Below are 213 nucleotides of genomic sequence, written 5' to 3'. Positions count from 1 at the left end.
CCTTGGATGTGATCGATTTGAAATTGCTCGTTGATCGAAAAACGAACGGTGTGTTCTTTCGGATGCAGAGAGAGTGTGGCTTTGATCGGATACGTGGATTTCGGATTCACCTCGATCTCCTTGATTTTCCAATATCCATGCAACGGGATGTTCTTGGGCTGAGCCTGATGTTTAATTTGTTGATAGAGTTTGACGTCGTTTGCCAACAGAATG

General features: G+C 44.1%; 1 pseudogene. It reads right to left on the bottom strand.

The annotated features are described in order from the left end of the window. Window positions 1-213, bottom strand: a pseudogene (locus VU18_RS19275) (hypothetical protein); the annotation flags it as partial.

Origin of the sequence: Geobacillus sp. ZGt-1 (genome assembly GCF_001026865.1) — a bacterium.
Classification (GTDB): Bacteria; Bacillota; Bacilli; order Bacillales; family Anoxybacillaceae; genus Geobacillus; species Geobacillus thermoleovorans.
Note: the sequence above shows the minus strand (reverse complement) of the source record. Positions and strands in the feature narration are given on the sequence as shown.